At 34.1% G+C, this 23,424-nt stretch carries 23 protein-coding genes; 14 read left to right on the top strand and 9 right to left on the bottom strand.

What is annotated here, in order from left to right; translation table 11 throughout:
- Window positions 1-187: 187 nt before the first annotated feature.
- Window positions 188-694, top strand: a complete 507-nt coding sequence (locus tag JOD96_RS17000; protein ID WP_209565426.1) for a GNAT family N-acetyltransferase — start codon at window positions 188-190, stop codon at window positions 692-694.
- A 270-nt stretch (window positions 695-964) separates the two neighbouring features.
- Here the strand turns inward: JOD96_RS17000 and JOD96_RS17005 are convergent, their stop codons facing one another.
- From JOD96_RS17005 to JOD96_RS17015, 3 genes are all read right to left on the bottom strand, one after another.
- Window positions 965-1,348, bottom strand: a complete 384-nt coding sequence (locus JOD96_RS17005; RefSeq protein ID WP_209565427.1) for a DUF3037 domain-containing protein — start codon at window positions 1,346-1,348, stop codon at window positions 965-967.
- Window positions 1,338-2,120, bottom strand: a complete 783-nt coding sequence (locus JOD96_RS17010; protein WP_209565428.1) for a HipA family kinase — start codon at window positions 2,118-2,120, stop codon at window positions 1,338-1,340. Before JOD96_RS17010 ends, JOD96_RS17005 begins: the two co-directional genes overlap by 11 nt.
- Before the next feature lie 149 nt (window positions 2,121-2,269).
- A complete protein-coding gene (locus JOD96_RS17015; protein ID WP_209565429.1) occupies window positions 2,270-3,118 on the bottom strand; it encodes an NAD(P)H-hydrate dehydratase in 849 nt (282 codons plus the stop codon).
- Window positions 3,119-3,381: 263 nt separating this feature from the next.
- On the opposite strand from JOD96_RS17015, the gene gcvT reads away from it, so the two are divergent.
- The 4 genes from gcvT to JOD96_RS17035 all read left to right on the top strand — a co-directional run bounded on the left by gcvT (window position 3,382) and on the right by JOD96_RS17035 (window position 7,963).
- Window positions 3,382-4,464, top strand: a complete 1,083-nt coding sequence (gcvT, locus tag JOD96_RS17020) for a glycine cleavage system aminomethyltransferase GcvT (protein ID WP_209565430.1) — start codon at window positions 3,382-3,384, stop codon at window positions 4,462-4,464.
- A 180-nt stretch (window positions 4,465-4,644) separates the two neighbouring features.
- Window positions 4,645-6,675 carry a S41 family peptidase gene (locus JOD96_RS17025; RefSeq protein ID WP_209565431.1) on the top strand — a complete coding sequence of 677 codons (2,031 nt, stop codon included), beginning with the start codon at window positions 4,645-4,647 and terminating at the stop codon, window positions 6,673-6,675.
- Window positions 6,676-6,924: 249 nt separating this feature from the next.
- Window positions 6,925-7,638, top strand: coding sequence for a YebC/PmpR family DNA-binding transcriptional regulator (locus tag JOD96_RS17030; protein ID WP_194655583.1), 714 nt, complete (start codon window positions 6,925-6,927; stop codon window positions 7,636-7,638).
- Window positions 7,639-7,771: 133 nt separating this feature from the next.
- A complete protein-coding gene (locus tag JOD96_RS17035) occupies window positions 7,772-7,963 on the top strand; it encodes a hypothetical protein (RefSeq protein WP_209565432.1) in 192 nt (63 codons plus the stop codon).
- A gap of 61 nt (window positions 7,964-8,024) precedes the next feature.
- On the opposite strand, the gene JOD96_RS17040 is transcribed toward JOD96_RS17035, so the two are convergent.
- The 3 genes from JOD96_RS17040 to JOD96_RS17050 form a co-directional block, all read right to left on the bottom strand.
- Window positions 8,025-8,954, bottom strand: coding sequence for a LamG domain-containing protein (locus tag JOD96_RS17040; protein WP_209565433.1), 930 nt, complete (start codon window positions 8,952-8,954; stop codon window positions 8,025-8,027).
- A gap of 353 nt (window positions 8,955-9,307) precedes the next feature.
- Window positions 9,308-10,348, bottom strand: coding sequence for a PLP-dependent cysteine synthase family protein (locus JOD96_RS17045; protein ID WP_209565434.1), 1,041 nt, complete (start codon window positions 10,346-10,348; stop codon window positions 9,308-9,310).
- A gap of 69 nt (window positions 10,349-10,417) precedes the next feature.
- Entirely contained in the window at window positions 10,418-12,481 is a 2,064-nt protein-coding gene (locus tag JOD96_RS17050; protein ID WP_209565435.1) for a S9 family peptidase, read from the bottom strand.
- Between the two features lie 141 nt (window positions 12,482-12,622).
- Here JOD96_RS17050 and JOD96_RS17055 point away from each other — a divergent pair, with 141 nt between their 5' ends.
- Complete coding sequence (locus JOD96_RS17055) at window positions 12,623-12,943, top strand: YbaB/EbfC family nucleoid-associated protein (protein ID WP_209565436.1); 321 nt, start codon at window positions 12,623-12,625, stop codon at window positions 12,941-12,943.
- Window positions 12,944-13,011: 68 nt separating this feature from the next.
- On the opposite strand, the gene JOD96_RS17060 is transcribed toward JOD96_RS17055, so the two are convergent.
- The gene (locus JOD96_RS17060; protein WP_209565437.1) at window positions 13,012-14,031 is read right to left on the bottom strand and encodes a threonine aldolase family protein; all 1,020 of its coding nucleotides are present in this window, start codon (window positions 14,029-14,031) and stop codon (window positions 13,012-13,014) included.
- 150 nt (window positions 14,032-14,181) lie between these two features.
- Here JOD96_RS17060 and prfB point away from each other — a divergent pair.
- The 8 genes from prfB (at window position 14,182) to hemN (ending at window position 22,255) form a co-directional block, all read left to right on the top strand.
- Window positions 14,182-15,280 (top strand): peptide chain release factor 2 gene (prfB, locus tag JOD96_RS17065; protein ID WP_209565438.1). Its coding sequence is split into 2 segments (ribosomal slippage): window positions 14,182-14,244 and window positions 14,246-15,280, totalling 1,098 coding nucleotides; the frame shifts between segments, so codons are not numbered across the junction.
- 70 nt (window positions 15,281-15,350) lie between these two features.
- Window positions 15,351-15,797 (top strand): peptide-methionine (R)-S-oxide reductase MsrB, encoded by a 447-nt coding sequence (gene msrB, locus JOD96_RS17070; protein ID WP_209565439.1) that lies wholly within the window; start codon window positions 15,351-15,353, stop codon window positions 15,795-15,797.
- Window positions 15,798-16,387: 590 nt separating this feature from the next.
- The gene (gene lpxD / locus JOD96_RS17075) at window positions 16,388-17,386 is read left to right on the top strand and encodes a UDP-3-O-(3-hydroxymyristoyl)glucosamine N-acyltransferase (RefSeq protein WP_209565440.1); all 999 of its coding nucleotides are present in this window, start codon (window positions 16,388-16,390) and stop codon (window positions 17,384-17,386) included.
- Between the two features lie 154 nt (window positions 17,387-17,540).
- Window positions 17,541-19,169 carry an acyl-CoA carboxylase subunit beta gene (locus JOD96_RS17080; protein WP_209565441.1) on the top strand — a complete coding sequence of 543 codons (1,629 nt, stop codon included), beginning with the start codon at window positions 17,541-17,543 and terminating at the stop codon, window positions 19,167-19,169.
- A 121-nt stretch (window positions 19,170-19,290) separates the two neighbouring features.
- Window positions 19,291-19,713: a DoxX family protein gene (locus JOD96_RS17085; protein ID WP_209565442.1), complete on the top strand. Its 423-nt coding sequence runs from the start codon at window positions 19,291-19,293 to the stop codon at window positions 19,711-19,713.
- Between the two features lie 121 nt (window positions 19,714-19,834).
- Window positions 19,835-20,182: a hypothetical protein gene (locus JOD96_RS17090; protein ID WP_209565443.1), complete on the top strand. Its 348-nt coding sequence runs from the start codon at window positions 19,835-19,837 to the stop codon at window positions 20,180-20,182.
- 112 nt (window positions 20,183-20,294) lie between these two features.
- The gene (locus JOD96_RS17095; protein ID WP_209565444.1) at window positions 20,295-20,771 is read left to right on the top strand and encodes a hypothetical protein; all 477 of its coding nucleotides are present in this window, start codon (window positions 20,295-20,297) and stop codon (window positions 20,769-20,771) included.
- A 119-nt stretch (window positions 20,772-20,890) separates the two neighbouring features.
- Entirely contained in the window at window positions 20,891-22,255 is a 1,365-nt protein-coding gene (gene hemN / locus JOD96_RS17100; RefSeq protein WP_209565445.1) for an oxygen-independent coproporphyrinogen III oxidase, read from the top strand.
- Between the two features lie 5 nt (window positions 22,256-22,260).
- Here hemN and JOD96_RS17105 read toward each other — a convergent pair whose 3' ends face one another.
- Together JOD96_RS17105 and JOD96_RS17110 are read right to left on the bottom strand one after the other, a co-directional pair.
- Window positions 22,261-22,962 carry a sulfite exporter TauE/SafE family protein gene (locus tag JOD96_RS17105; RefSeq protein WP_209565446.1) on the bottom strand — a complete coding sequence of 234 codons (702 nt, stop codon included), beginning with the start codon at window positions 22,960-22,962 and terminating at the stop codon, window positions 22,261-22,263.
- A 6-nt stretch (window positions 22,963-22,968) separates the two neighbouring features.
- Window positions 22,969-23,421 (bottom strand): FixH family protein, encoded by a 453-nt coding sequence (locus tag JOD96_RS17110; protein WP_209565447.1) that lies wholly within the window; start codon window positions 23,419-23,421, stop codon window positions 22,969-22,971.
- Between the last annotated feature and the right edge of the window lie 3 nt (window positions 23,422-23,424).

The raw sequence follows: 23,424 nt of genomic DNA on the forward strand, positions 1-23,424 counted from the left end.
CAAAATCAAATTTTCAGTCAAATAATTACCTTAAACATAAAAAAATTACTTTGCCTGTTTTATTGTTTGTCTGCCAATGCCAATTATTATAATTTTTGCACTTTTTTGATTTCAATTATTTTATAAATACTTTCATTTTGCAGTCTTTTTATACCTTTGAGAGAAAAATACATTCAATTTTACTTTCATGATTACAAAAGCAACTTTGGCAGATATTCCTGCGCTCAACATATTAATTAATTCTGCCTACAGAGGTGAATCTTCAAAAAAAGGATGGACTACAGAAGCTAACTTATTAGAAGGAAAAAGAACTAATGAAGAAGAATTGTCGGAAATTATAAATAATCCCAAAAACACTATTCTGAAATATACCGAAAATGATACAATAATCGGTTCTGTTTTGTTGGTAGAAAAAGAAAATCAATTGTATCTGGGAATGCTCACTGTTTCTCCTGAACTGCAAAATAGCGGAATTGGCAAAAAAATGCTAGCCGAAGCCGAAAACCATGCTAAACGTTTAGGATTATCTTCGATTATAATGACGGTAATTTCTGTGCGTGAAGAACTTATTGCATGGTACAAACGTCATGGTTATGTTGACACTGGCAAAAGAGAAGCTTTTCCTGAAAGTGAAATTCATGTGACTATTTCACCAAATCCTTTGGAATTTATCTTTTTGGAGAAGAAAATTTAGGTTTCTTTTTTAAAGGTTCAAAGGGACAGAGATTTGTACAGTTTGTCATTTCGACGAAGGAGACTCGAGCGATAGCGACTGGCGAAGCAAATCACACTAGAAACTCCGCAAAGAAATGTCGTCAATCTTTGTCGATTAACTTGTGCGATTTCTCCTTTGTCGAAATGACAAGATTGCGAATAAATCATATGCATGAAATAAAACCCAACTTCAAAACTCTAAAATTCAAGCCTTTGTCCCTTAGAACCTCAGCCCCTTTGAACCTTAAATTTAAAGAACCAACTCTTCGAACAATCTCTGAATTGTTTTTTCCAGATCCTCACAAATACCCGGATGTGGTCTTGACGTTTGTATGGCAGAACTTCTAATGGCTGTTAACCATCGAAAACGTGACGGAATATCCATTTGTGCAATTGGGCCTCCCTCCTTGTCTCCGGTTGCAATTTTTTTTAGGGCAGTTACATTACAATGCAATTGTTCTATATCAAAATCGTTTGAAAGCGTTTCTATTTTAGCATCGTCAATGTGTGATAATACTTTTATAAATTTTGCTTTTTTACAAAATAAAATAATTCCGATATTCAGGAATTCTTCGCGCTCTACTCTTGGTACCACACGAATCACGGCATACTCATATAAGTGATTATCTTGCATTTTGAGCCTGATTTACAAAGATTTCTGAATTATTTAATCTCGTCTGCAAAAACTGTAAATATACATTTCGCAATGCTTCGGGTGTTTCATCTGTGTCTTCCCATTGCAGCCACCCGAGCGGAATTGTATTGACAATTTCTTCGAGAATTTTTGGAGTTAAAATTGCTTTATATTCCGCATCAACTTCTTTTAAAAGTGAAGCCTGAGGCAGTAAAACGTGATCTTTTATCAACGCAAAAGGGCTTTTGGCATGTTGTTCCCAATTGTTCCAGGAATGATGAAAATACAAACATGCACCATGGTCGATAAGCCATAATTCCTTATGCCAAATCAACATATTGGTATTCTTAAAGGTTCTGTCAACATTGGTAATATAAGCATCCAGCCACACAATTTGAGAGGCCAGTTTATCATCTACAGTTGTCACAACGGGGTCAAAAGTAATTGCACCTGACAAAAAATGAAGTGCCAGATTTAATCCCTGACTTCCTTGCAGCAGATCCTGGATTTCTTCGTCGGCCTCGGTTCTCCCAAAGGCTTCGTCGAGATTGGCGAATACTAATTCGGGCAATTGCAATTTTAAAGCCTTTGCAATTTGTCCGCCCACCAGTTCGGCGATTAAGGCTTTTACACCGTGTCCGGCACCTTTAAATTTTAATACATATTTAAAATCATCATCTGCTTCTGCCAAAGCCGGCAGAGATCCGCCTTCACGCAAAGGCGTTATATATCGTGTAACGTTTACCGTTCTCAGATCAAAATTGTTTTCCATATTACAAACTTACTAAGGTTTTTGCCACGAAGACACTTAGACACAAAATTTTTTACTTTCGCAAAGGCGCAGCGTTTTAAAGTTTCTGTTCACGTATATTTTCAGGTTTATTCTCATTTCTTGTCTTCCTGAGCTAAGTCGAAGGACATCTAATTTCCTAATTCCAAAAATGCTTTTCCCAGATTCTCAATAATATCAGAAGCAATAAAAGACTGATGCCCTGTTTTTTCCACTGCAATATCTGCTGTTAAGCCGTGAAGGTAAACCCCAAGTCTTACGGCCTGGTCAGGGATATAATTCTGTGCCAATAAACTGGTAATAATCCCCGTTAAAACGTCACCGCTCCCGGCTGTGGCCAATGCCGCATTGCCTGTGGTATTTCGATAAATTTTATTTTGGTTTACAATAAACGTCGGAGCTCCTTTCATTACAACAATAACTTTATAATGTTCAGAAAAGGCAATTGTATTTTCAAACTTTTCAGTTTCAGATTCCCATTTTCCAATTAATCTTTCAAGTTCTTTTGGATGTGGTGTCAGGATTGTATTTTCGGGCAACAGCTCCAGCCAGGATTTATTAAATGACAAAATATTCAAGGCATCAGCATCAAGAACTAATGGTTTCCTGTTTGTTTTCAAAAAATCAAAAAGTGCCTTCTGGGTTTCTTTATCCTGCCCTATTCCGGGTCCTATACCAATCGCCTGAGGTTCTGCCTGAAAAGATATATTGGTGATAAATTTTTCATTTTCATCGGTGACAACCATTACTTCAGGAATACTGATTTGTAAAATCTGATAACCGCATTTGGGAACAAAAGCAGTTACAAGCCCGCAGCCGGTTTTTAAACACGCTTTTGAAGCCAAAACTGCAGCGCCGATTTTACCGTAACTTCCACCAATAATAAGAGCGTGACCCTGAGTCCCTTTATGTGCTAAAGGATTTACCGGTTTATAAAAAGTTAGTATTTCTTGTTTTGTGATCTGAAGAGGAACTTTCATTGTGACTATTTTCAATTTTAAATTTACAAAAAATATCAAACATCAGGAATTTCTTATAGGTTAAAAATTGGTTATCATTCTTTTACGATACCGTATTTTAATAGAATTATGAGAATGTTGTATCGTTTGTGTTTTGGTATAAAATCTAAAGATATAGCGAATAGCTCGAAATAGCTGTCAATCATTACGAATTTTATAATTTACAGTAGTAATTTTCGATATTTTTTAAATAAATTTGCGACTCAATTTCTTAATTCAACACAATGAAAAATACTGCGCTTACGCACATACATGAAAGTTTAGGAGCAAAAATGCTTCCTTTTGCCGGCTATAATATGCCAATTACTTATGAGGGTGTTAATGCTGAACATGAAACGGTTCGTAACAGTGTTGGCGTTTTTGATGTTTCGCATATGGGCGAATTTTTACTTTCCGGACCAAATGCTCTGGCGCTGATCCAAAAGGTGACATCAAACGATGCTTCGACTCTTACGATTGGAAGAGCACAATATTCTTGCCTTCCTAATAATGAAGGCGGTATTGTAGATGATTTAATTGTGTATAAAATGAAAGAAGAGCAGTATTTACTGGTTGTAAATGCTTCTAATATTGAGAAAGACTGGAACTGGATTTCATCTCACAATGATTTGGGTGTTGAGATGAAAAATATATCTGATGATTATTCGTTATTGGCAATTCAGGGGCCAAAAGCTGTTGAAGCAATGCAATCTTTGTCTTCTATTGATTTATCTGCTATTGCTTATTATCATTTTGAAGTAGCTGATTTTGCCGGAATTGAACATGTAATCATTTCTGCAACTGGTTATACAGGTTCTGGCGGATTTGAAATTTACTGCAAGAATAGTGAAGTAGAACAAATTTGGAATAAGGTTTTTGAAGCCGGAGCTGCTTTCGGAATTAAACCTATCGGTCTTGCAGCGCGTGATACTTTGCGTCTTGAAATGGGGTTCTGCTTATACGGAAACGATATTAATGATACTACTTCGCCGTTGGAAGCTGGTTTAGGATGGATTACTAAATTTACAAAAGATTTTACTAATTCGGATAATCTGAAAAAACAGAAAGAAGAAGGTGTTACAAAAAAATTAGTAGCATTTGAAATGCAGGAACGTGCAGTTCCAAGGCATGATTATGAAATCGTTGATGCTTCTGGTGCAGTTATCGGTATTGTAACCTCAGGAACTATGTCGCCTTCTATGAACAAAGGAATTGGATTAGGTTATGTAACAGTTAACAATAGTGCAATTGACAGCGATATCTACATTAGAATCAGAAAGAATGATGTTCCTGCAAAAGTGGTAAAACTGCCTTTTTATAAGAAATAATTTTTTTTAAACTATATTAAAATGCATTGCAATCCTGATTGTAATGCATTTTTTTTTATCATTAATTCTCGTTTAAAAAAAATTAAAATAATGAATTAATCTATTATTATTTTTAAAGAAAATACTGTCTTTTATCGAAAAATTACCGTAATTTTAGGGTAAACGATGACTTTTAGATTTATGAAAAATATATTTTTAGTATGCTTTTTTGTTACAGGTTTCCTGTTTGGTCAGGAAAGTGACAATACATGCGAGATACTAAACAAGATAAATGTGGTAATCCAGACAGAACATGTACGCCCAAAACCAATCGATGACAGCCTGTCTGTTTTTGTCTTTGACAATCTTATTAATGAGTTGGATCCTTCGAGAAATATATTTTTTCTCAATGAATACAATGAAATGTACCAGAATTACAGACTGAATTTAGATAATTTAATTCTGGAAAATGATTGTCGTTTTTTGGGAGATATTACCAATAAATACAGAAACGGGCTTTTGAGAACCAAAAGTGTTTTGGAGAAAATTCAAAATGAACCTATTGATTATACCAAAAAAGATACAATCCGGTTTTACAAAAAATCATTCCCTTTTTATCTCGTAAAAGAGAATCTGGAAAAAGTGTGGACCAAGAAACTTCGCTATCAGATTTTGGATGATATCGCAGAAACAAGCGATAACCTTGATTCTTTAAAAGCAAATTTCAAATCGATTGAGGCAGCCTCAAAAAAATTAATCTTATCTAATGAAATCTGCAGGATAAATACACTGTTGGAAACAAAAAGTACACAGGAAGAAAAACTGTACAACTTGTTCTGTACTTATTTTGATCCGCATACAGCATACTTTAGTAATGATTTAAAGTCGAGTTTTGTGGCCTCATTGTCCAAAGAGCATTTATCGCTGGGAATGACAGTGAACCTAAATGAAAAGAACGAAATTATAATTGATGAAATTGATCCAAATGGCCCTGCCTTTAAAACGGGTCAAATCAAAAAAGGCGATCAGATAGTTTCTGTATCCAATCAAAAAGAGACTTTACATGTCTCCTGCTCTTCACTGGAATCAATTTCGACAATGATTTTATCTGAATCGAACAAGAATATTATACTGACGTTAAAACGAAATTCGGGTAAAAATTTTGATGTCTATATTGAAAAGCAGGTCATGAAGGATGAAGAAAATTCTGTTTTTAGTTTTATAGTTGGCAAAGACGATAAAATTGGATACATTAAAATCCCTAGTTTTTATGCCGATTTAGACGGAAACAGCAGAAAAGGCTGTGCTGATGATGTTGCCCGTGAAGTAATAAAACTAGAAAAAGATAATATCAAAGGGCTTGTAATTGATTTGATTGACAATGGAGGTGGCTCAATGGAAGAAGCCATAAAATTGGCCGGGATGTTTGTAGATTATGGCCCGCTTTCGGTAGTTGTAGATAATAAAAAAAATAAATCTGTAATACAAGACCCTTACAGAGGACTTATTTACAAAGGTCCGATTGTAATTTTGATAAATAGTAACACAGCTTCGGCAAGTGAGTTTTTTTCTTCTATTTTGCAGGATTACAACCGCGCTTTGCTGTTAGGCAGTAATACGCTTGGAAAAGCTACCATGCAGACCATTCTTTCGCTTGACGAAGATAAAAACACTGATTTCCTGAAAATTACAATTAATAAATTCTATAGAGTTACAGGCAAAAGCCATCAATATGTTGGTGTTAAACCAGATGTTATCCTGCCGGAATTCTACGAAGACGTCTATCAAAAAGAAAGTGATTTTCCGACAGCTATTAAAAATGACAGTATTGAGACTTTTTTAAAATACAAACCTTATGTAAAAAGAAGTATTATAGACAAAATTGCACATAACAGTTCTGTAAGGTTAGAGGATAATTTTTATTTTAATGACATAAAGAAAATCAACAAAAAAATTGATCAGATAGTAAATGTTCCGAAATCAGAAATTCCAATGACTTTAGAAGCTGTTTTTGAACAGAAAAAGGAAATAAACTCACTCTGGACAGATATTCACACTTTTAACGATGATAATAATCCTTTAGACATTTATAATTCCACAGTCAATCAATTTCTATTGGGAGTATATCCGACTGAAAAAACCATAAATCAATATCAGATCAATAATCTTAAAACAAATCCATACCTCAACGAGGCTATTAATATTATTACTGAATTTAATGCTTCGAAATAGGTTTCAGGTTTTTGTCCAGGCTGAGCGGAGTCGAAGCCTTCTAACTTTGAAGCCTTCGACTTCGCTCAGGATGACACCAGGATATTAAAGTATTAACAACCTGAACATTTATCTTAAAAGCTAACTTTTAACATCTAACTTCTAACGTTTAACATTTTTAACTTCCAACTATACCTAAAAAAGAATAGTTTTGATTTTGGAAAAATAAGGAATAACCGTATTTTTGCATCACAAAACTAAAAATTAGAAATGGGAAGAGCGTTCGAATTTAGAAAAGGAAGAAAAATGAAACGTTGGTCTGCAATGGCCAAAACATTTACCAGAATTGGTAAAGATATCGTTATGGCTGTTAAAGAAGGCGGACCTAACCCAGATGCCAATTCTAGATTAAGAGCTGTAATACAAAATGCAAAAGCCGCCAACATGCCTAAGGATAATGTGGAGCGCGCTATAAAAAATGCAAGTAATAAAGATACTGCCAATTATAAAGAGATTTTGTTTGAAGGATATGCTCCTCACGGAATTGCAATTTTGATTGAAACAGCATCTGATAACAATAACAGAACGGTAGCAAATATTCGTAGTTATTTCAACAAATGTAACGGAACAATGGGAACTCAGGGTTCTGTTGAATTTATGTTCGATCACACTTGTAACTTTAGAATTGCAAAAGGTAATCTTGATCCTGAAGAATTAGAATTAGAACTTATTGATTTTGGTGCAGAAGAAGTTTTTGAAGATGAGGATGGAATATTAATCTACGCCCCTTTTGGAAGTTTTGGTGCTCTGCAAAAAGAATTAGAAAACAGAGGTCTCGAAATCTTGTCTTCTGGTTTTGAGCGTATTCCACAGATCACTAAAGAACTTACAGAATCTCAAATCGCTGACGTTGAAAAACTAATCGAAAAAATTGAAGAAGATGATGACGTAATGAACGTTTATCACACAATGAAAGAGGAATAAATTTCTTTCAAAATATTCATAAGCTCTGAAATTTTCAGGGCTTTTTTGTTTTTAATGATTTTAAACTATCTGTACAGGCATTGAAAAATCAAATGAACTACTATATTTGTAGTACCTCAAGAAGATAAAAAATATGAAAACAACAAAATTTACACGAATTGCTGTGATTATCATGGTAATTTTGTTTGTAGCTCTAAGCGTAATGAGCTGCGTAGTTCACCATTCACACAGTAACGGATCAGGAAAAATACCTCCTGGGCAGGCAAAGAAAATGTCAGGAAGCAAAAGTGCTAAGGCATATGCTCCAGGTCAGCAAAAACGCTAAATATAAAAAGCCTTCTGAATTTCAGAAGGCTTTTTCATTTTTTCAGTATATGTTTTATTTATTACTTTTTTGCCGGCTTATTTGTTACTTTTAATAAATAAGTTCCTTCTGGTAAATCGGCTATGTTCGACGCATTAAATCCCAACACCTTATTTCCCTGAGAGAAAACTTCAACAGTCTTTGATCCCGTATTATCAGTAGTCGCAGAAGTCGTTGTAACAGGAGCTGCTGTCGCAGGAGCTGTAGTTTTAGTTTTTACAGCTGTAGTAGCAACAGATGTTGCTTTTTTTGCTGTAACCGGAGCAGCGAATGTTTCGGCTGCCTGCGATGCACTAGGTTTTGAACTTGTATAAGATTCCATAACTTGTTCATCGGTCATTGCAACATTATAAATTTTAAGGTCGTCTATATCTGCATTTATACCAGTTGTTGTGTTTAATGCCCCTAGCCTAAAAATATAACCTTTTGTTGTACGCAAAATACCTTCTGCGGATTTTAGCAATTCGCCATTACGATATATTTTTGAAATTTTACCGTCATAGGTAATCGCATATTGATACCAAACTTCCTTTAGCAACGGAGCTGAAACGACAACATCATTTGTGGCACCCCATCCGGTAAAATTAGCATCTGAGTTTCCTCCAGCTGCGGTTTGCTGTAACAAACCAAAATACTGGCCATTTGCAGGACTGCCATAACCTAAAATATAATTTGGCGCTGTAATCGTATTAAATTTAACCCAGACCGATATAGATCTTGGTTTATTATCTTGCGGCAGATCTCCAACTACAACCTGCAAAGCTTTGTTTATTAATCTTTGAGCACCTTTTGGAGCTCCCGTTCTGTCATTAACAAAATTTGCTGTTCCTAAAAAGGAAAGAGTATTATCCTTATTATTTAGATTTCCATCAAAATTAAATTCCTGTACAGGATTTTGGGCATTGATATTTAAAAAACTTACAAACATTATAGTGAGTAGTATTTTTTTCATTGGGGTAGATTTTTTGGACATTAAAACATGCGGCATTTTAACACATCTAATCTATACTATTATACAGTTTATCGAAAATTTTACCGATGATCGACATAAATAATCGTTGAAAAAATAAAAACAGAAGATTTTACTTACTTAATATAAAATATTAATTTTATCATTTTTCTTAAAATAATAATTTTACTGCAAAAAAAAATTAACTTCATCCCATACGAATACATTATCATTATAATTTTAAGAAAATTTCTTTCACAACTATTCTTTTAAAATTATCTGTATTTCTGAAAACAGAAAATAAAAAAATCCTGATAGCAAACTATCAGGATTTTATATCTAAAAAGTATTTTATACTACTTTACAAATTCAATTTTTTGAACTTCTTCTTCATTGATGCTATCAAAGAATCCTTGTTCGTTCATCCAGTCATCGCTAAATACTTTACTCATGTATCTTGAACCGTGGTCTGGAAAAATAGCAATAATATTACTGTCTTTGGTAAACTCGCCTTCTTCTGCATATTGTTTGATTGCCTGCATTACTGCTCCTGAAGTATATCCAACAAATAAACCTTCCTTACGAGTGATCTCTCTGGCTGAGTGAGCACTTTCTTCGTCGGTTACTTTCATGAATTTATCAATAATATCAAAATCAGTTGCAGATGGGATAAGATTTTTTCCTAAACCTTCAATACGGTACGGATAAATCTCTTTATTATCAAATTCTCTTGTTTCATGGTATTTTTTCAATACTGATCCAAATGCATCAACACCAAGAATTCTTATATTAGGATTTTGTTCTTTCAGGAATTTTGCTGTTCCGGAGATTGTTCCTCCTGTACCGCTGCATGCAATTAAATGTGTAATTTGTCCTTTTGTCTGTTCCCAGATTTCGGGACCGGTAGTGTTGTAGTGGGCATCAATATTCAGCTGGTTAAAATATTGATTAATGTAAACTGATCCTTTCGTTTCTTCGTGTAATCGTTTAGCGACATTATAGTAAGATCTTTCATCATCGGCAGAAACGTGAGCGGGGCAAACATATACTTTGGCTCCTAAACTTCTCAACATGTCAATTTTATCTTTCGATGATTTTGAGCTTACTGCCAAAATACAATTGTAACCTTTAATAATACTTACCATTGCAAGACTAAATCCTGTATTTCCTGATGTAGTTTCTATAATGGTATCTCCTGGAGAAAGAATTCCTTTTTTCTCGGCTTCTTCAATAATATATAACGCTATTCTATCTTTTGAGGAATGTCCTGGATTAAAAGCTTCTACCTTTGCGTAGAAATTTCCTTCTAACTCTTCGGTGATTTTATTTAGTTTAATAAGCGGGGTATTACCTATTAATTCTAAAACATTATTATAAGCGTTTATTTCTTCTTTCATAAAAAAATAGTTAATCAAAGGTATTTTTAATGACCCTGATAGGTTGCAAATTTAACAAAAAATTTCTAATTAGCTTTTAATTTTCTCTAAATCTAATAAAAAACTAAATTCCTTTGCTAAGTCTTTTAATGCTTCAAATCGTCCTGAAGCTCCGCCATGTCCGGCATCCATATTGGTATCCAAAAACAAAAAATTATCATTTGTTTTCATTTCCCTCAGCTTCGCCACCCATTTTGCCGGTTCCCAGTACTGCACTTGTGAATCGTGTAATCCTGTAGAAACATACATGTTAGGGTATTCTTGTGGCTTTATATTATCATATGGTGAATACGATAACATATAATCGTAATATTTTTTATTGTTTGGGTTTCCCCACTCATCATATTCTCCGGTTGTTAACGGAATACTATCATCAAGCATTGTTGTTATAACATCAACAAAAGGAACCTGAGCAATAACTCCGTTGTATAATTCTGGCGCATCATTTATGATAACTCCCATTAACAATCCTCCTGCCGATCCTCCTTCTGCATATAAATGTTTCGAAGAAGTAAACTTTTCGTTAATTACAAATTTAGAGCAATCGATGAAATCTGTAAAGGTATTTTTCTTTTTTAACAGTTTTCCATCTTCATACCATTGTCTTCCCAGGTCCTCACCTCCCCTTATATGGGCAATTGCGAATATAAATCCTCTGTCTAACAAAGAAAGTCTTGTCGATGAAAAATAGGTATCCATTGTGATTCCATACGAGCCATAAGCATAAAGCAATAATGGATTTTTACCATCTTTCTTAAGACCCTTCCTGTAAACCATAGAAATCGGAACTTTTACTCCATCTCTGGCTGTTGCCCAAACACGTTCTTCTGTATAGTTTTCTTTGTCAAATTTTCCTCCTAAAACCTCTTGTTCTTTTAGAATCTCTTTGGTTTTAGTTTTCATATTAAAATCAATTACAGATGACGGAGTCGCAAGTGACTGGTAACTGTAACGCAAAATATCGGTATCAAAATCTATATTTGTTGTCGTGTAAGCGTTATAAGTTTCATTTTCAAAAGGCAAATAGTAATCTTCTTCGGTATTATTCCATGGCATAATACGAATGTGATTTAATCCTTTTGCACGCTCCTCAACCACTAAATAGTTTTTAAAAATTTCAATATCTTCTAACAAAACATCTTCACGGTGCGGAATGACATCTACCCAAAACTTTTTCTCTGTCCTGTTTTCAGGCGTCTTCATAAGCTTAAAGTTGGTCGCCTTATCTTTATTTGTTAAAACATAAAAAGAATCTTCAAAATGCGAAATACTGTATTCCAGTCCGCGTACACGATTTTGAAAAACTTCAAATTCTCCATCAGGATTATCTGAGTTTAGAATTCTGTATTCTGTTGTTAAGGTACTTCCTGAACCAATTACAATATATTTCCTTGACTTTTCTTTGCTTACAGAAACACTAAAAGTATCATCGGTCTCATTAAAAACCAATACATCGTTCTTAGAGTCGGTATTTAGTTTATGTCTGAAGACCTTATCTGCTCTCAGTGTAACTTCATCTTGTCTGGTATAAAAAATTGTATTGTTATCATTTGCCCATACAGATCCGCCTGTAGCATTTTCGATTTTATCTGCCAGAATTTCACCCGTTTCCAAATTTTTGATCTGGATAGTATAAATTCTTCTTCCGACAATATCAATTCCAAAACTTGCAAATTTGTTATCAGGGCTTATACTTAAACCTCCTAGTTTAAAATAAGCATGTCCTTTTGCTAATTCATTACAATTAAATAAAATCTCTTCTTCTGCAGAAAGGCTTCCTTTTTTTCTTGAGAAAATTGGATAGTCTTGCCCGGTTTCAAATCGTGTAATGTAATAATAACCATTATAGAAGTATGGAACAGAGGAATCGTCTTCTTTGATTCTTGCTTTCATTTCTTCATACAAAGCATTCTGAAGCTCCTTTGTATGTTCAGTCATGCTTTGGTAATATGAATTTTCCTGATTCAGATAATCAATTACTTCCGGATTCTCACGATCATTTAGCCAAAAATAATTATCAATTCGGGTTTCTTTATGTTTTTTTAGCGTTTTTGGAATTATCCTGGCCTTTGGAGCCTTTATATTGTCTGGCATGGATTAAGCATTAATTTTAAATATGAAGGGCAAAAGTACTATAAACACAATAGAACAGAATTAATTTTTTCTTAAATTATTGCATTGATTTAATACAGCAATATACTAATTTTGTATGAAATAATTTAAAAATCAACAAAAATGGATTTAATGGGAATGATGGGTAAGCTTAAAGAGACCCAACAAAAAATTGAAGATACAAAAAAGCGTCTTGATACTGTTTTAATTGACGAACAAAGTGCTGATGGATTATTGAATATAACATTGACAGCGAATAGAAAAGTAAAATCAATCTCTATAGATGATTCTTTACTTGAAGATAAAGAACAACTGGAAGATTATTTAATCGTAACCTTAAATAAAGCTATAGAAAAAGCTACAAGTGTAAACGAAAAAGAACTTGATGCCGTTGCCAAAATGGACATGCCTATGATTCCTGGAATGGATAATTTGTTTAAGTAAAAAATATAGTTAGAAGTTATGGGTTAAAGGTTGAACGGCTTCTAACTCATAACTTCAAACTTATACTTTTAAATCTTCGAGAGCATTTCAAGTACATAGTTATGCATCACTTCTCTGTAATCCAGATGTGTTACAATTCGGAGCTTATTATGCCCCATTGAACTTATTGAGATATTTTTTTGTTTCAATTTTTCTATTAAAAGCTGGTCGCTGTATCCTTCTGCAAGTGAAAATATCAAAATATTAGTTTCTACAGGTTCTACAGCTGCTACCCAGGATTTTGTACTTAAAATATTTGCAATTTCTTTTGCTCTTCTGTGATCTTCAGCCAATCTTTCTATATTGTGTGCCAATGCATATAATCCTGCTGCAGCCAAATATCCAACCTGACGCATTCCTCCACCAAGTATTTTTCTGATTCTCAACGCTCTGTGAATATCTGCTTTGGTTCCAAGCAATACAGAACCAATTGGAGCTCCCAATCCTTTTGACAGACAAACCGATATCGTATCGAAAATAGCACCAAATTCTTTCGGGTTTTGTCTCTTTGCAACCAACGCATTCCAAATTCTGGCACCATCCAAATGGAATTTCAAATTATTAGCATCACAAACTTTTTTTATTTCTCTTAAATCATCAAGTTCATAACAGGCACCACCGCCTTTATTGGTTGTGTTTTCTACACAAACCAAACTTGTCAGCGGGCTGTGATAAAATTCAGGATCATTGATTGCAGCTGCAACCTGAGAGGCATTTATCATTCCGCGGTGTCCGTCTAACAGACAGCATGAAACTCCACTGTTAAAAGAAGCTCCACCGCCTTCATAATGATAAACATGGGCATATTTGTCTGCAATTAATTGTTCTCCCGGCTGTGTATGTAATTTAATCGCAGTTTGGTTTGCCATAGTTCCGGAAGGGAAAAAAAGTCCGGCTTCCATTCCAAAAAATTCAGCTACTCTTGTTTCAAGTTCTATAACTGTAGGATCCTGTTTATATACGTCGTCACCCACCTGGGCATTAAACATATACTGTAACATTTCATGTGAAGGTTTGGTAATGGTATCGCTAATTAAATTTATTTCCATATTATAAAAACTATGTCTTATTTTTGTACAACAAAATTACGTATTACTGACAGTTATTCGAGACAAGTTTTAATAAACTTTAACCTTATGAATATCCGGAACCAAAATAACGTAATATTTATAAAAAACATATAAAACTACTATTAATTTATGACAACTACCGAGCAAATAAAAGGTATTGTGGAGCGCCTTGGTGCGTTGAGGAGGTATCTTTGACGTTGATGCCAAACTAATTGAAATTGCCAACGAAGAAGAAAAAACTTTTGCACCTGATTTTTGGAACAATGCCAAAGAAGCCGAGATTATTGTAAAAAATCTTCGAAACAAGAAAAAATGGATTGAAGATTATAATAAAGCCATCGAACTTACTGATGAGCTGCAGCTTGCATATGATTTTTATAAAGAAGGGGAACTTTCTGCAGAGGAATTAGATGAGCATTATAATACAACTCAGGCTCATATCGAAAACATCGAGTTTAAAAACATGCTTTCTGACGAAGGAGACAGTTTAAGTGCCGTTGTTCAGATTACTGCCGGAGCCGGAGGAACTGAAAGCTGTGACTGGGCCGGAATGTTGATGCGTATGTACATGATGTGGGGCGAAAGTTATGGCTACAAAATCAAAGAATTAAACTTTCAGGAAGGCGAGGTTGCCGGTATAAAAACCGTAACTTTAGAGTTTGAAGGCGATTATTCCTTTGGTTATTTAAAAGGAGAAAATGGTGTTCACCGTTTAGTAAGAATCTCTCCTTTTGACAGTAATGCCAAACGTCATACTTCGTTTGTGTCTGTGTATGTTTATCCTCTTGTTGATGACAGTATCGAAATTGACATTAACCCTGCTGATATCGAAATTACAACTTCACGTTCAAGTGGTGCGGGAGGACAAAACGTGAACAAGGTTGAAACGAAAGTACAATTGGTACACAAACCAACCGGAATTCAGATTCAATGCTCAGAAACACGTTCGCAGCAAGACAACAGACAGCGTGCCATGCAGATGTTACGTTCTCAGTTGTATGAAATCGAACTAAAAAAACAACAAGCACAACGAGCGGATATCGAAGCCGGAAAAATGAAAATCGAATGGGGTTCTCAAATACGTAATTATGTAATGCAGCCCTACAAATTAGTGAAAGATGTTCGTACTGGCTACGAAACCAGCGATGTTGATGGCGTAATGAACGGAAATATTGATCCATTCCTGAAAGCATTTTTAATGATGATGGGGCAAAAAGAAGATGAATAAGTGTTTCGTTTACAGTCTCAGTTTTAGTTACTGAGACTGTAAACTGAGACTGTAACTAAAAATAAAGATTATGATAAAATGGGCAGATGTAATTCGTTTTACAAACAAAGGAAATCCAACTCCTGATAAAAGAGTAGAGAAATCTGAAGAAGAATGGAAACAAATTTTAACTCCTGAAGAATTTCAGGTAACACGCTTAAAAGGAACAGAAAGATCTTTTAGTTCAGAATTATGCAGTTTATTTGATCCGGGTATCTACGCATGCAAATGTTGTGGCACTATACTTTTTGACGCAAATGAAAAATTTGAATCAGGAACAGGCTGGCCCTCGTTCACGCAGCCATTAAAAGAAAATGCAATCGCATATCATGCCGACAAATCTTACGGAATGATTCGTGTAGAAGTGGTATGCAATACATGCGATGCCCATTTGGGGCATGTTTTTCCCGATGGCCCTGAACCAAGTGGACTACGATATTGCATTAATGCTGTTTCACTTAACAAAATAAAAGAATAAATAAGTTTTTAGTAATATTCAAAAGCGATTCATTTACAGAAATGAATCGCTTTTTTTTGCGTTGTAAATTGATTATAAAGACATTACAAGTATAAATCAAATTTATTTGTTAAGTATTTTTTTTTAATGTTTATCTTACTAATGTTTTTTTTACAGAGTGTTAATTCTACAAATACGCAAAAAAATAAGTTTTTTATTTATTTTTCTGCTTCTGTTAAAAATAAAACACATATAGCGAAACAGCGTAGATTATTTTAAATCAAGAAATTTGAAATATTTAAACTTATTATGAAAAATAACTATTATATATTTATTTAAATAGCTTAAAATCAAATAATTACAAATTAAATGATTTTAAAAAGCTTTATAGTTCAAATTCAAGAAAAGCATAATACAGTATAAAAAGAAAGCTAAAGGATAGTCAGGATTTTAAAAAACAATTAATAATTCAATATTTTAAATGTTAAAAAAATAATTTAAAAATCATTTTCGCAAAAAATATTTAAGAAACTTCAAAATAAGATTAGGTAATTCAAATCTATTTTATTTTATTTGGCGAAAATTAACCCCAAATAAATTTAATTCAATAGATGAAATCCTATTCAATCCAAGAAATTAATGAAGTTATCAATGGTGAAATTTACGGCAGTACTTCTCAGTGTATAACAGCTACGGAACAATTAGAAAAAGCAACAACTTCTGAAATTTCTTTTATAGGAAATAAAAAATACGAAAAATTGTGGGAAGCTTCAAAAGCCTCAGTAGCAGTTGTTAATGAAGACATTTCTATTGAACCGGGTGATAATCGTGCTTTTATCAAAGTAAAAAATGCCGATCTGGCAATGTCTCAAATTTTAGCACTTTTTGCCCCTCCTACCCCTCTGTTTCATAATGAAATTCACAGAACAGCTGTTATAGACGAAACAGCCATTATTGGTGAAGGAAGCAGAATTGGTGCCGGCTGTTACATTGGTCCAAATGTACAAATAGCTTCAAATGTTACTATCTATCCAAATGTTACTATTTTAGACGAATGTACTATTGGTAAAAATACCATAATCTGGTCTGGTGCTGTAGTTCGTGAGCGTTGTCATATTGGTAGTGATTGTATCATTCATCCTAATGCAACAATTGGAGCCGATGGTTTTGGTTTCCGCCCTTGTAAAGAAAAAGGTTTGGTGAAAATTCCACAAATAGGAAATGTAGTGATTGGCAACGGAGTTGAAATTGGAGCTAATACTTGTGTGGACAGAGGTAAATTTAGTTCTACCATATTGGGAGACGGTTGTAAAATTGATAATTTAGTACAGATTGGACATAATAGTAAATTAGGTAAATTTTGTATTATGGCCGGAAACAGCGGTTTGGCTGGTTCTGTAACTTTAGGAAATGGAGTTATAATTGGCGGAAGCGCATCGATAAAAGACCATACTACAATTGGAGACGGCGCTGTTGTCGGAGCCGGATCTGGAGTTGTCGGTGACATTCCTGCAGGAAAAACAATGTTGGGATATCCTGCGGTAGAAGCACGTGATGCTCTAAAACAGTGGGCAATATTAAAAAGGCTCGTTGGTGATTCAAAAAAATAATTTAATTTTTAAGATATATTCAAAACAGAAGTTCGCTTCTGTTTTTTTTTGCTTTTTAAACAAATTTTTAATTTCAAACAATTCAGTTTATCACGTTTATTTCAATTGATTTTGTAAATTAGCACACAGTATTTTGTAAAAACATCAATTTCTTATGGATTTAAACTTCAATAAAAACGAAGATCACAATAAACTATTACTTTCTGAATTAAAACAAAGATTTGCCAAAATTAAATTAGGCGGAGGCGAAAAACGTATTGCCAAACTCCACGCCGAAGGCAAAATGACAGCCCGCGAACGTATTGATTATTTATTGGATGAAAATTCAAAAAGTATAGAAATTGGAGGATTCGTGGGAGACGGAATGTACGCAGAGCACGGCGGCTGTCCTTCCGGTGGTGTTGTCGTTAAAATCGGATACATCAAAGGGAAACAATGTATTGTTGTTGCCAATGATGCTACTGTAAAAGCCGGAGCATGGTTTCCGATTACGGGAAAGAAAAATTTACGCGCACAGGAAATTGCCATGGAAAACAGATTGCCTATTATATATCTGGTAGACAGTGCTGGTGTTTATTTACCGCTTCAGGATGAAATTTTTCCTGACAAAGAACATTTTGGGCGCATTTTTAGAAACAACGCTCAAATGAGCAGCATGGGTATTACTCAAATTGCTGCCGTAATGGGCAGTTGTGTTGCCGGTGGTGCATACCTTCCAATTATGAGCGATGAAGCTTTGATTGTGGATAAAACCGGAAGTATTTTTCTCGCAGGAAGTTATCTGGTAAAAGCTGCTATTGGCGAAACTATAGACAATGAAACGCTGGGAGGTGCAACAACGCATTGCGAAATTTCGGGAGTAACAGATTATAAAGCAAAGGATGATGCAGATGCTTTAGACAAAATAAAAAATATCGTTGATAAAATTGGGGATTTTGATAAGGCGGGATACAGCAGAATTAAAGCTGAAAAACCGGCTCTTGATCCAAAAGATATTTATGGAATACTGCCAAAAGCAAGAAACGAACAATACGATATGATGGAAATCATTAATCGTTTGGTTGATAATTCGGAGTTTGAAGCTTACAAAGATGGTTATGGACAATCATTAATTACCGGTTATGCCAGAATAGATGGCTGGGCGGTGGGTATTGTAGCCAATCAGAGAAAAGTAGTAAAGACCAAAAAAGGAGAAATGCAATTTGGAGGTGTTATTTATTCTGACAGTGCTGATAAGGCCACCCGATTTATTGCCAATTGCAACCAAAAGAAAATTCCATTAGTTTTTTTGCAGGATGTTACCGGATTTATGGTCGGTTCAAAATCAGAACATGGCGGAATCATAAAAGATGGTGCTAAAATGGTAAATGCTGTAAGCAATTCTGTAGTGCCAAAATTTACTGTAATCGTAGGGAATTCTTATGGCGCAGGAAATTACGCAATGTGCGGAAAAGCTTATGACCCAAGATTGATTTTTGCCTGGCCAAGTGCAGAATTGGCTGTCATGGGAGGAACTCAGGCAGCAAAAGTATTGGCGCAAATTGAAGCTTCTTCGCTTAAAGCAAAAGGAGAAATTGTAGATGAAGCCAAAGAAACCGAATTATTTAATAAAATTAAGGCACGTTACGACGAACAGACATCTCCGTATTATGCTGCTTCAAGATTATGGACAGATGCAATTATTGATCCTCTGGAAACGCGTACCTGGATTTCAATGGGAATAGAAGCTGCCAATCATGCTCCGATACAAAAGCCTTTTAATTTAGGAGTAATTCAGGTCTAGGTTTATTGAATTCTTAAAACTCCGTAAAACAAAAATTAAAAAACTTATTTTCAAGCACTTATAAATGACAATTGATTAAAAATTCGTAACTTAGTATGTAATTTTTAATCACGGGAATATCATGGAAAATGTAAAAAGTTTAAATAAATGGGCAAATGCGCACACTTATTTACCAGTAGATCTGATACGTGTTGTATTAGGCGTTTTTTTATTTATGAAAGGTGTTTATTTTGTTACGAATGCTCAATATCTGCATGATTTAATTTCACCTATTGATCAATTTGGAGGCGGAATGTTTTTATTACATTACATCGCTCCGGCCCACATGATTGGAGGGATTATGATTTTTTTCGGATTACTTACCCGCTGGGCTATCGCAGCACAATTGCCAATATTATTTGGAGCTGTTCTTGTAAACTCACTGGGACATATGCGTTCTGAAAGCTTAATCCTAGCAATTGTGGTATTATTAGTTTGTATTTTCTTTTTATTTTATGGAGGAGGCAAACATTCAGCTGATTATTATTTCAAAATGCAGCAATAACATTGTTTTATCCTCAATAGTTTTTTGATACAATTGAGGATAAAACAATAACATCTTTTCATAGCGTTAATTAATTCTATAAAATTTCTTTAATTGTGTTTTATGAGTTAAATTCGCCACCATGAACTGGATTCGTAAAACCGTTATTTTTATTTCACTTTTGATTATAGCTTTCTTCGCTGCTCAGGCGAACGAAATTTCTATTGAAAAAACCGAAAATACAAAAACGAATACGACCTTATCTGTTGATATACCCGATTCATTATCTTTTATACAACCTCAGGCTGGCTATCATTTTGTTGGAAATATCAAAACAAGTTATCCCAATTTAGCCAAATGGTTTGACTCTATACTGATAATAATTCCTGGTCACCAGGCTGTAAGATCAGTCTCGAACTTCAACAACCAACATTTAGGTCACAGTACAAGAATAGCATTACTGCTCTATCCCTTCCATTATTTCTGGTAATTAATTTTTTGAATTTTAGCCCGAAGAAATACTTCTTCTCAAACAATTAAGCCGTTTTCAATATGAAAACCGCTTGCTATTGCTATTTCATACAAATTAATTTTAAGATAAAATGGATACAAGTGTAACTATAATTGGTATTGTGATTGCTATCATAGTAGCCATCCCGGTATATTTTTCTGCAAGAACAAATGCAGCTAACAAATCAAGAATTCTAAACATTAAAAAAAGATTCAACCCATCAAATCCTGAAAGTTTTGATTTAACCGAATCTCAAAGCAATAAAACACTGACAATCGATCGGAAAAATAAAAAATTTATTCTGATGAATTTTAATCCAAATCAACAGGAAGCCATTTTTGTAGATTTAGGTACCGTAACATCCTGTAAGTTAATCCCAACAACAGAATCACATTCTGCTACTATCGTAAAGATTGATTTCGAATTTCAGGAAAAAAATACATCAAAAAAAATCACCATTCCTTTTTATGATTTTGATGATGACCGCATCAAACAAATAAGTGTCTATCAAGATCATATGTTTGCAAAAAAATGGCTTAAAATCATTCAGGATTCTATTTCACGTTAGTTATTAATTCACGAAAAGAGGCTCAAATTGAGCCTCTTTTTTTTTGCTGCATACATGATATTTGTCATTTTATCCTTGCAAAGCATATTTTAATTTTGATGAAAACTAAATCCGTCTTTATGAAAATTTCGCTGACTCAGAAATATAATGTCCCTGGCCCAAGATACACGAGTTACCCAACAGTACCCTATTGGAACGAAGCCACTTTTACAACAGAGAAATGGGAATCTTCTTTTCAGAAAGCGTTTTCAGAAAGCAATTCTCAAAACGGAATCAGTTTATATATTCATCTGCCCTTTTGTGAAAGTATGTGTACTTTTTGCGGCTGTAACAAGCGTATTACAAAAAATCATTCTGTAGAAGAAACCTATATAAAAGCACTTCTAAAAGAATGGAGCCTTTATTGCAGATTGCTGCCAGAAAAACCAAGTATTAAAGAGATTCATCTGGGTGGCGGAACACCTACTTTTTTCTCGATAAATAATCTGGAGCATCTTATAAATGGAATTTTTAATTATGCCAATAAAGCATCTGATTATGAGTTTAGTTTTGAAGGACATCCAAACAATACAACTTACGAGCAGCTAAAAAAATTATATGACTTAGGTTTTCGCCGAGTGAGTTTTGGCGTGCAGGATTATTCAGAAAAAGTGCAGAAAGCCATCCATCGAATTCAGCCTTTTCATAATGTTGCAAAAGTAACTTTTTGGGCAAAAGAAATTGGCTACACTTCTATAGGACATGATATTATCTTTGGGCTTCCTTATCAAACAATTGAAGATGTTGTAGATACTATAGAAAAAACAAATTCTCTAAAACCAGACAGGCTGGCATTTTACAGTTATGCACACGTGCCCTGGATAAAAGGCAATGGACAGCGCGGTTTTAATGAAGAAAACCTTCCAAAAGATGCCGAAAAAAGAAAGCTGTACGAAATAGGAAAACAATTACTCTCTCAAAATGATTATCACGAAATCGGGATGGATCATTTTGCGTTATCTTCTGACAGTTTGTATAAGTCGGCTCACAATAAAAAAATGCACAGGAATTTCATGGGCTATAGTTCATCAAAAACCCAGCTTATGATTGGTTTAGGCGTTTCGTCAATCAGTGACAGCTGGTATAGTTTTGCTCAAAACACAAAAAACCTCGAAGATTATTATCAATTATTAGAATGGGATAAACTTCCTGTTGTAAAAGGTCATATTTTGACTGAAGAAGATCTTATTATTAGAAAACACATTCTTAATTTAACATGTCAGCTCGAAACTTCCTGGAATGACAGTGCTCTTTATTTTAAAGAAATTGAAGACGTTTTAGAAAATTTACAGGAAATAGAAAAAGACGGTTTAATTGTTATAGAAAAAGATAAATTGAAAATTACAGAAGCTGGAAGACCTTTTGTCCGTAATATTTGTATGGCTTTTGATTTACATCTAAAAAGAAAGTCACCTCAAACAAATTTATTTTCGATGACTGTATAGTTTTGTTAATGACAGTTTGGTGCTGCCTGAACAAATAAACTCATATTTGAAGGTGAAATATATGGAATTCCCAAACCTAAGCCTCTAAGTATAAATAAAACCCCAATAATTACTGCGGCATAAGGAATTATTTTTTGGACCTTATTTCTAAAAGGCAGTTTAATTACTGAATTTATGTATACTACAACTGTCATTAAAGGCACAGTTCCCAATCCGAACAAAAGCATATATAATGTTCCAAAACCTGCACTTTGCATTGCAATTGCTCCAAATAAGGCCGTATAAACCATTCCGCAAGGCAAAAATCCGTTTAATAAACCAATTGTAAAAATAGATTGGTAACTTTTATTTTTAAACTGATTTCCAAGACTTGATTTAACTTTAGAAATAATTTTGTAAACCGGTTTTGAGAAATTATACCTTGCAAATGTTTTTTCGGGAACCAAAGCAACAAATATCATCAGAATGCCAATAAATATTGATATATTTTGTTGTATTCCCGCAATAAGCAAACCTCTTCCTAATAAACCAAAAATTAAACCAATTGATGCGTAAGCACTTAATCTGCCTAATTGATACGTTATAATTTGTGTTGCTTTTTTAGCTTCATTTTTATGATCAACCGGGAGCATCATAGCAATCGGGCCACACATTCCGATGCAGTGCAGACTACTAATGATCCCCAATATAAAAGCCGAGTATAACATTTTTAATTAGTTTACATAGATTACTTGTTTCGTCAGGTATTTTTTACCGTTGTACTGCCATTCCATATTTACATCCCAGCGTCCTTTTACTAATTTATTTTCCGGAATAACCAGAGATGAATTTGTCAAAGCTATTGCAGTATTAAAATCAAACTTTTTGTTTGATGGACGATAAAGAAGGATATTCCCTTTTATTTTATCATTCTCAAAACCTGCGGGAAAAACTACCTTTACTCCCTGATTATCGATATAAGTTATTGAAGGTCTTTGCTGCAGATCATGTGCATTTTGAATACGTGCCATTTCTTCCTGAAAATGCGTGTCGTGTTTGTAATATTCTTCCACAACCAAATCGTTGTCGTATTTGCTATTCGACTGCACTTCAAAAACAAAATATAAAATAAAGCTCATAAACAGTGCAAAAGCAATAACAATTCCTGTTCCCCAATTGATTTTCATAAT

The organism is Flavobacterium sp. 1355 (assembly GCF_017833415.1).
GTDB lineage: Bacteria > Bacteroidota > Bacteroidia > Flavobacteriales > Flavobacteriaceae > Flavobacterium.

Excerpts from the sequence above, each read along its gene's own strand:
- JOD96_RS17000 (WP_209565426.1), top strand. The coding sequence starts at position 188 with ATGATTACAAAAGCAACTTTGGCAGATATTCCTGCGCTCAACATATTA.
- JOD96_RS17005 (WP_209565427.1), bottom strand. The coding sequence starts at position 1,348 with ATGCAAGATAATCACTTATATGAGTATGCCGTGATTCGTGTGGTACCA.
- JOD96_RS17010 (WP_209565428.1), bottom strand. The coding sequence starts at position 2,120 with ATGGAAAACAATTTTGATCTGAGAACGGTAAACGTTACACGATATATA.
- JOD96_RS17015 (WP_209565429.1), bottom strand. The coding sequence starts at position 3,118 with ATGAAAGTTCCTCTTCAGATCACAAAACAAGAAATACTAACTTTTTAT.
- gcvT (WP_209565430.1), top strand. The coding sequence starts at position 3,382 with ATGAAAAATACTGCGCTTACGCACATACATGAAAGTTTAGGAGCAAAA.
- JOD96_RS17025 (WP_209565431.1), top strand. The coding sequence starts at position 4,645 with ATGAAAAATATATTTTTAGTATGCTTTTTTGTTACAGGTTTCCTGTTT.
- JOD96_RS17030 (WP_194655583.1), top strand. The coding sequence starts at position 6,925 with ATGGGAAGAGCGTTCGAATTTAGAAAAGGAAGAAAAATGAAACGTTGG.
- JOD96_RS17035 (WP_209565432.1), top strand. The coding sequence starts at position 7,772 with ATGAAAACAACAAAATTTACACGAATTGCTGTGATTATCATGGTAATT.
- JOD96_RS17040 (WP_209565433.1), bottom strand. The coding sequence starts at position 8,954 with ATGAAAAAAATACTACTCACTATAATGTTTGTAAGTTTTTTAAATATC.
- JOD96_RS17045 (WP_209565434.1), bottom strand. The coding sequence starts at position 10,348 with ATGAAAGAAGAAATAAACGCTTATAATAATGTTTTAGAATTAATAGGT.
- JOD96_RS17050 (WP_209565435.1), bottom strand. The coding sequence starts at position 12,481 with ATGCCAGACAATATAAAGGCTCCAAAGGCCAGGATAATTCCAAAAACG.
- JOD96_RS17055 (WP_209565436.1), top strand. The coding sequence starts at position 12,623 with ATGGATTTAATGGGAATGATGGGTAAGCTTAAAGAGACCCAACAAAAA.
- JOD96_RS17060 (WP_209565437.1), bottom strand. The coding sequence starts at position 14,031 with ATGGAAATAAATTTAATTAGCGATACCATTACCAAACCTTCACATGAA.
- msrB (WP_209565439.1), top strand. The coding sequence starts at position 15,351 with ATGATAAAATGGGCAGATGTAATTCGTTTTACAAACAAAGGAAATCCA.
- lpxD (WP_209565440.1), top strand. The coding sequence starts at position 16,388 with ATGAAATCCTATTCAATCCAAGAAATTAATGAAGTTATCAATGGTGAA.
- JOD96_RS17080 (WP_209565441.1), top strand. The coding sequence starts at position 17,541 with ATGGATTTAAACTTCAATAAAAACGAAGATCACAATAAACTATTACTT.
- JOD96_RS17085 (WP_209565442.1), top strand. The coding sequence starts at position 19,291 with ATGGAAAATGTAAAAAGTTTAAATAAATGGGCAAATGCGCACACTTAT.
- JOD96_RS17090 (WP_209565443.1), top strand. The coding sequence starts at position 19,835 with ATGAACTGGATTCGTAAAACCGTTATTTTTATTTCACTTTTGATTATA.
- JOD96_RS17095 (WP_209565444.1), top strand. The coding sequence starts at position 20,295 with ATGGATACAAGTGTAACTATAATTGGTATTGTGATTGCTATCATAGTA.
- hemN (WP_209565445.1), top strand. The coding sequence starts at position 20,891 with ATGAAAATTTCGCTGACTCAGAAATATAATGTCCCTGGCCCAAGATAC.
- JOD96_RS17105 (WP_209565446.1), bottom strand. The coding sequence starts at position 22,962 with ATGTTATACTCGGCTTTTATATTGGGGATCATTAGTAGTCTGCACTGC.
- JOD96_RS17110 (WP_209565447.1), bottom strand. The coding sequence starts at position 23,421 with ATGAAAATCAATTGGGGAACAGGAATTGTTATTGCTTTTGCACTGTTT.